At 62.0% G+C, this 7,466-nt stretch carries 4 protein-coding genes; 1 reads left to right on the top strand and 3 read right to left on the bottom strand.

All coding sequences use genetic code 11. The features are described from left to right. A partial coding sequence (locus AXK11_RS04260; protein WP_068629667.1) for an ABC transporter substrate-binding protein occupies positions 1 to 1,385 on the bottom strand: 1,385 nt, incomplete at its 3' end. A gap of 239 nt (positions 1,386 to 1,624) precedes the next feature. Then, positions 1,625 to 3,976, bottom strand: coding sequence for a TonB-dependent siderophore receptor (locus AXK11_RS04265; protein ID WP_082780879.1), 2,352 nt, complete (start codon positions 3,974 to 3,976; stop codon positions 1,625 to 1,627). A gap of 366 nt (positions 3,977 to 4,342) precedes the next feature. On the opposite strand from AXK11_RS04265, the gene argS reads away from it, so the two are divergent. Continuing rightward, complete coding sequence (argS, locus tag AXK11_RS04270) at positions 4,343 to 6,265, top strand: arginine--tRNA ligase (RefSeq protein ID WP_231865755.1); 1,923 nt, start codon at positions 4,343 to 4,345, stop codon at positions 6,263 to 6,265. Between the two features lie 111 nt (positions 6,266 to 6,376). On the opposite strand, the gene AXK11_RS09720 is transcribed toward argS, so the two are convergent. Further along, positions 6,377 to 7,309: a PEP-CTERM sorting domain-containing protein gene (locus tag AXK11_RS09720; RefSeq protein ID WP_156469195.1), complete on the bottom strand. Its 933-nt coding sequence runs from the start codon at positions 7,307 to 7,309 to the stop codon at positions 6,377 to 6,379. Between the last annotated feature and the right edge of the window lie 157 nt (positions 7,310 to 7,466).

Genomic DNA, 7,466 nt, shown 5'->3' on the forward strand with positions numbered 1-7,466 from the left:
GCTCCTTCTTCGAGCAGCCGGTTTCGCGAGATCAGTTTTTTGAGGGCTTCTTCTTCGCTCTTCAGCAAACGCAAGGCCTCGGGCTGGAGGCGCTCGATGTCGTAAATGTCGTGCCGTTCGGCGTAGGCACGCAGCGCCATCGCCGCGCTGCCGAGCCGCGCCCGCGCCAGCAAACTGTAGGGCGAAGACGGGCGGCGCGGCACGTGCGGGGCTTGCTCGATGAAAAGCGTGCCGGGCGACTGGCCACCGAGAAACGGATCGGGCTCGTGGTAAAACGGCTCCTTCCAGAGTGCCTTTACCGGCGATACGATGCCCGCGATTCGCCACGTGCTCTCGGCCACCTCGGCCGACATGTAGAGCTCCTTGGTCATCTCCCAACACGCGTCGATGTGCGGGCTGCGCTTGTTGATGCTCATCATCGAGCCGCCGATCACGCTCGTTCGGCGCCCTCCCTTTTCAAAAGCGGGCAGTGGCATCAGCTTCACTTTTCCCGCCAGCCCGGGGTTTTCGATCTTCCACATCCCGATAGCGGGATCGATCAGCATGGTGCCGATGACCAGTCCATCGAGCCGCTGCTTGTTGCCGATCGAGCCGTCCTGCACATAGAAGGTCGCGCGCTCGGGGCCCGTGATCCAGGTCATGATTTTGGCGAGCGTCCACGCGTTGCGCTCGGTCGCGAAGTTCGGCTCGTCGTCTTCGTCGAAGAGCGTGCCGTCGTTTTGCATGATCAGCATGTAGATCTCGCCCGCGGCGACGTCCGATAGGCTGAGCGCGTAGTGATCGGGCAGCCCGTCACCATCGCGGTCGGCCATGAGCGGGCGCATGGCGCGGAAGTAATCGTCCCAAGTCTCGATCTGCGACACGTCGATGCCGGCGGCCTCCACGATGTCCGAGCGATACGCGAGCAGCACCGGATGCACGTCCTGCGGCAGCCCAAAAATCCGCCCTTTATAAGTGAGGTGCGAAAAGGAGGGCTCGTTAAACTGCTCGTAGAGCCCCTCGGCGTGAATGCGGTCGGTGAGGTCGAGGAAGCCCACGTGCTCAATCGGGCCGAGAAAGGCTTTCGGAAAAATCTCCTCATACGTGTCGAGCATGTCCGCCAGCGGCGTGCCCGACAAAAAGCCCGAGAGCATCCGCCGCTCCAGGTTGCGCGTGGAGAGCAGCTTGAGGACGAAGGGGCGGTCCGGGTTTTCGCGATTCCAGCGCTCGACGCGCGGGACAAAGGCCGCGTGCTTCTGCCAGGCGAAGCCCACGATTTCGATGCCCTCGGGCTCCTCGCGAGAGGTGAGCGCCACAATCGCGCTGCTCACCAGCGCGAGCCCCACGACGACAAACAGCCCCGGGGTAAAAGCCGGGCCGACGAGTTTTCGGATCAGTTTTAGCATGCGGTCTTCGACGGTTTGGGTCGCAGCCCCTTTTGATTTTGCGAGCCGCTCGTTGGCGGCTCGCGGTGAAGAGGTTTTCGATGGAAGCGGTCGCTCAGTCGGCCCCTGCACAGGCAGGGAAAGAGACGGGCTTCGTGTTTGTTTGATTGTTGCGCTACCAGAAAAAGGGCCCGCAGCACCCACGAGCTGCGCTCGGCCAACGGGCCGAGCGCGCAATAGGGCCCGGGGCGCCTCGCCCCTTAGAATTTCCAGCTTACAGAACCGGAAAGGTTACGCGGTGTGCCGACGTTGATGAGGTCGCGGCTATCGGCGGCGGCGTAGTAGGTCTTGTCCAGCGCGTTGGCCAGCGTGAGCCCGTAGCTCCAGTTGCCGCGTGCATAGCTCAGCGTCACATCGACGAGCGTGCGCTCGGGCATGTAGGCCGAAGGCTGGTTGGGGATCAGGTTGGTCGGCGTCGAAGCGTCGGTGTAGCCCGCAGTATCGCCCGCTGCGCGCTTGCCCTGATAATTCGCGCCGACGGCGACGGCGAATCCGCGCAGCGCACCGCGACCGACCTCATAGCGCACGAACACCGCACCGGATTCTTCGGCCGAGCTGTTGAGCATGATGCCGTCGGGGTTGCGGTTCTTCGTGTCGGCCCAGCTCGCGATAATGGAGAGGTTATCGGTGATCGAGCCCGCGACCTGAAACTCCCAACCGCTACCCTTGCGCGTGCTGATGATCGGGGGCAGCGGAGCGGGCGGCTGCGGCGTGGCAAAGTTACCCGGGTGGTGCAGCGCGTAGCCGGTCTGCTCGATCTCGTAGTACGCGACCGAGGCGATCACGCGCCCGTCGAAGAAGTTGGTCTTCACGCCAAACTCGTCCTGCGTGCCCTCCGAAAACAGCGGGGCCTGGCCGATGTTGGCGAGGCGGTACTCGCCGCCACCGACTGGCACGGCGTTTTGCGTGTGGCCGTAGTACAGCGAGACGTTGCGGTCGCGCAGCGGCTTGAGGACGACGCCGTAGTTGTAGGTCGCCTTGCTGCCCGAGCCGCTGAAGGACTGGCCTGCGAGCGAGGCATTCGGCGGCGGATACGCGGGCTCGAAGCGGTTCTGGAACATCCCGTTAAAAGTCAGGTGCGCGACGCCGCCCGAGAGCATGAGCCGCTTGTTGAAGAGCTCCAGTTGCTCGGTGAGGTAGACTTGGTAGCGGCTGATATTGTGGCGCACATCGCGGTTGGGCACGGTGCTCACGACAGCGGGGCCGCTCGGGCGCGTCTCCTTGGTAATGTCGATGTCGGGCGAGGTGCGGAAGTAGCCCTGCCCCGTGTTGGCGAAGTACGAGTACGAGAAGCCCAGCAGTGTGGAGGAGGTCACGCGGTCGCCGTTGACGATGTACGACCAGTCGTTCTGCAAGTCGCGATGGCGCTCCGTGTAATCGCCGCGCGTGCCAGTGATGCCGATGATCGGGCTGACGGGCGCGGCAGGCTGCGCGACAAAGTTCGGCGGGCTGCCAGCGGGCGCGGTGTTCACCCAATCGACGCCGCCCTCCCACTCGCCGGTGAAGGGATTGCGGCTGCCTCCGGGCGTGTTGAGCCGGATGCGCAGATCGGAGTCCGGCGTGTACATCTCGACGACGCGGCCCGCGAGCCGCACCGAGAGCTTGTCCGTAACGGTAGAGGTAAACAGGAAGTCGCCCGTGTGCGCCGTCGTCCGGCGAAACTCGTAGTCCTTGCCGAAGGTCGGGTTAAAGTTGTGCGGCACGCCCTCCAGCACCTTGAACGGATCGCCCGTGCCCACGCTCGGATCGGTCGGGATGCCCACAATGTTGGCCGCCTTGAAGTAGTAGTACTCGTAGCGCACGGTGAGGTTGCTCTGCGGCGCGATCCGCCAGGTGAGCGAAGGCGTCAGCAGCGTGGACTCACGAAACGTGCCGTCGATATAGCCCTCGTTGTCCTGCACTGCGGCGACCACCCGGTAGGCGAAGCGCTCACTGAGCGGCCCCGTGACGTCGGCCTCCACGCGGTTCGCGTCGTACTCGCCGACCTGGAGTTTGAGCGAGCCGCCCGCCGTCCACTGCGGCTTTTTGGTGACGAGGTTAATCGTGCCACCAGGCGCACCCGTCGGCAGCAACACCGCGTCGGGGCCCTTGACGACCTCCACGCGCTCAATCGCGCCGTGGTCGTAGTTGGCCTGACCGCCCGTGCGAAACCCATCCACGATGCGGCCATCCGTCTGGAAGCCGCGGATGATCACGCGGTCGAGTGCATTGGGGATCGTCGCCTCCGAGACGCCCGCCACGTACTTCGCGGCCTCCAGCACGCGCGTGCCGCCTACGTCGTCCAGAAAATCAGTCGTGAGCACCGTCACCGTCGTCGGCGTATCCATGATGCTCGTCGTGATGCGGCCGCCTGCCGCCGACTCGGATGCTTGATAACGCGCGGGGGCCGACGAAGACACCTCGAACACCGAGAGCGTGACGACCTCAGCATCCGCCGCTGCGGCTCGCGCGGTCGCAGCGGCAGGCGCTGATTGAGCGCCCACTTGCTGCGCCAGTACTGCGGAGCCCGTGGCCAGAGCAGCCGCCACTATTTTCCAGGAATGTCTCATCATATTGTATTTCGTATTGGGGGTTAACCGAGATCGAGCCGCAGAAATCAGGGCCCGATCTGCAGGGATTTGCTTGGGGGATCAGGGGGTAAAACACCGGCCTGCTGCGTTGCGCAGAAAGGCCCGTGGAGGGGCTGGCTGAAAGCGGATCGGGAAACGCGGACACAAGGGGATTTTTTACGTATGCGCGGCGCGGAAGCATTTTTACGATTTCGCAACCCGTTTTTTTTAAATGAGTTAAAACTCGTGTAACGGTTTTACCAAAAACCCGCGCAAACGGGGTGCGGTCTGAAAACTCGCGCGCCACCGCGCAAAAGAATCCCCCGCTGCTTGACCGCCCCGCCGCTCGCCCCGTTCACTCGCGCACTTATGCACACAACGACGCCTGTGAGCTTCAACCTCGCCGCCGAACTCGACGCCGCGCTCAAACACGCCGCGACCGCCGCCGCGCTCGACGAGGCCGACACGTTTTCGCCCGAGGTACGCCCCGCCGATCCGCGCCACGGCGATTTCCAGGCCAACGGCGTCCTCCCCTACGCAAAGGCGCACAAGCAAAACCCGCGCGCCGTCGCCGAAGCGCTCCTCGCCGCCCTGCCCGCCGAGCTCCGCGACCGCTACGAGGTCGCCATCGCCGGCCCGGGCTTCATCAACTTCCGCGCTCGCCCCGCCGTACTCCTCGACTGGCTCCTCCACTACGACAGCGCGCGGAAACTCCGCGCCGGAGCCGCCAGCTACCACGGCGGCGAGCGCACCCTCGTCGACTACAGCTCGCCCAACACCGCCAAGCAGCTCCACGTCGGCCACATCCGCAGCATGGTCATCGGCGAGACGATCTGCCGTTTGCTCGAGTTTTGCGGCGCCGAGGTGATTCGCGATAACCACATCGGCGATTGGGGCACCCAGTTTGGCAAACTCATCTGGGGCTACAAAAACCGCCTCGACGAAAACGCCCTCGCCCAAGACCCGCTCGAAGAGCTGGAGCGCCTCTACAAAGTCGCCGACGAAGCCGCCAAGACACAACCCGCCGTCCTCGACGCCGCGCGCGCCGAGCTCGTCAAACTCCAGCAAGGCGACCCCGAGAACCTCCGCCTCTGGAACGAGATCAACCGCATCAGCTCCACCGCCTTTCACCGCATCTACGAGCAGCTCGACATCCGCTTCGACCACGAGCTCGGCGAGAGCTTCTACAACGACAAGCTCCCGCGCATCTACGACGAGATGCAGAGCTGCGGCCTCGCCACCGAGTCGCAAGGCGCGCTCGTCGTCTTCCACCCCGAGCACCCGCGCTTCGCCAAGCAGCCCTTCATCATCCGCAAGTCCGACGGCGCCTCAAACTACGCGACGACCGACCTCGCCACGATGCTCTACCGCACCGAGCACTTCGCCGCCGACTCCATCATAATCCTCACCGACACCCGCCAGAACGACCACTTCGAGCAACTCTGGCTCACCACCCAAAAATGGTACGCGAAAAAAGGCTACCGCCTGCCCAAGTTTGAGCACCTCTCCTTCGGCTCGATCCTGGGCCACGACGGCCGCGCCCTGAAAACCCGCACCGGCGACCCCGTCCGCCTGCAAAGCCTGCTCGACGAGGCCGTCGAGCGCGCCTTCGCCCTCGTCACCGAAAAGTCGCCCGAGCTCCCCGAAGCCGACCGCCGCCACATCGCCGAAACCGTGGGCGTGAGCGCCGTGCGCTACGCCGATCTCTCCCAAAACCGCAGCAGCGACTACGTCTTCGATTGGGACAAGCTCCTCTCCTTCGACGGCAACACCGCGCCCTATCTCCTCTACGCCGTCACCCGCATCCACTCCATCTTTCGTAAACTCGGCCTTGATCCCTACACGGCGACCGGCGGCGAAAACGGGCGCAGCACTGCCGACACTGCGACGGCCGCGACCGGCGACGGCGGCAACAGCGCTGCTGGCGGCTCAATGGCGACAGCCACCGAGGAAGAATCGGCGAATGCCCCCGCGACGGCGGCGGCGACCAGTGCAGATACCGCACACGCCGCGCCCACTCCACCCGAGACCGAGCACGAGCTCGCCCTCGCACGAAAGCTGCTCCAATTCCCCGCCGTCCTCCAGGCGACCACCGCGCAGTTCCGCCCGCACTTCCTGTGTACCTACCTCTTCGAGCTGGCGGGCAGCTTCAGCAGCTTCTACGCCGCCGATAAAGTCCTCAGCGACGAGCCCGCCACGCGCGCGCGCCGCCTCCTGCTGTGCACCCGCACGCTCCTCCTCCTCGAAACCGGCCTGAAACTCCTCGGCCTGCGCCTGCTCACCCGCATGTAAAAAGCGGTAAAGGGACCGCACATGTGAAGCCAGAGTGCGCCATTATTAAAAACGTAGCCAGTTTGCGCTATGAGACGAGATCTGTCCCATAGCGCAATCAGCTCACAAAAACTAAAGGCTACTGCTGCTGCTTGCTCGCGGACTGCGTCGTCGGCGCCACGCCACGAGGCCGAGGCCCAGTGCGCCGAGGAGTGCGCCGCAGGTCGCGGGTTCGGGGGCGGCTTCGATTGACCAATAGTCTTTATCGTAGTCTTTCAGGTAGATTTGGTTTTTCGCCCAGCCGTCGATTGTGATCTTCTTAAGCGCATCTGCGAGGTGCTTGCTGTCCTTACGCACGAGCAAGTGATCCCGCCCCGCTTGCCAAGACGCAATGCGCAGCGACGCCCCATTCTTAATAATCAAATCATCCAGGAAGAGTGTTTTTTTAGAAGAGTCATCTGGAACTCTGGGGTCATGAGTGAAGTTCATGACTCCCTGTCCATTCGTTACGACCAGATCTTTAATTTTCTCCCTTATATCCTTTCTTGTACCAATAAACCTTAAAGTCGAGTACGAGCCAGAAAGCGTTACGGTAGATGAATCGGCGATTTGATCACTACCATCTATAACTACAGCCCCTTTATCTTTAATATAAATATTACCCCTAACAGCTTGGACACCATTCTGCTTTGCTAGATATAATTGATTAAATTCCCCTTCTACAATAACATCTCCTGTAAAAGTGTTGGCACGCTCCCCGAAAAGGGAGACCAGCCCACGCTCTCCCGCCTTATGCCCTCCATTGATGACCAAACCTACCTTACGGTTTTTATTATCTGAAATTACAGCATCTATTCCAAAACTATAGAACACTTTCTCACCATACTGACCCAATTCAGCAGAACCGTAAGTATGCGACCTGATAACGAGCGATGATCCGCTAGAGGTGACTCGGCCACCCCGGAAATAAATCTGAGGTTCATTATAATTGGCATTAATTCCATCTGCACCGACCGTCAACAAATTATCATTAAGCCTCACGCGTGAGTCATTCTTTTCACTCATCCAGATCCCTTTAACGGATCGGTCACCTGTCAAATTTACAGTGCCGACGATCTCGACGTTCGTATCTTTCGTCCACTTCGATTCCTCAATACGAACTGCGTTAATACCGCCATTAATACTACTTATACTCGGGGGGGGGGGGGGGGGGGGGGGGGGG

It is taken from the genome of Cephaloticoccus primus (assembly GCF_001580015.1).
In the GTDB taxonomy this organism is placed as follows: domain Bacteria; phylum Verrucomicrobiota; class Verrucomicrobiia; order Opitutales; family Opitutaceae; genus Cephaloticoccus; species Cephaloticoccus primus.

Bases quoted from the DNA above. Each gene is read 5' to 3' on its own strand.
- AXK11_RS04265 (WP_082780879.1), bottom strand. From the start codon at position 3,976: ATGATGAGACATTCCTGGAAAATAGTGGCGGCTGCTCTGGCCACGGGC.
- AXK11_RS09720 (WP_156469195.1), bottom strand. From the start codon at position 7,309: ATGAGTGAAAAGAATGACTCACGCGTGAGGCTTAATGATAATTTGTTG.
- argS (WP_231865755.1), top strand. From the start codon at position 4,343: ATGCACACAACGACGCCTGTGAGCTTCAACCTCGCCGCCGAACTCGAC.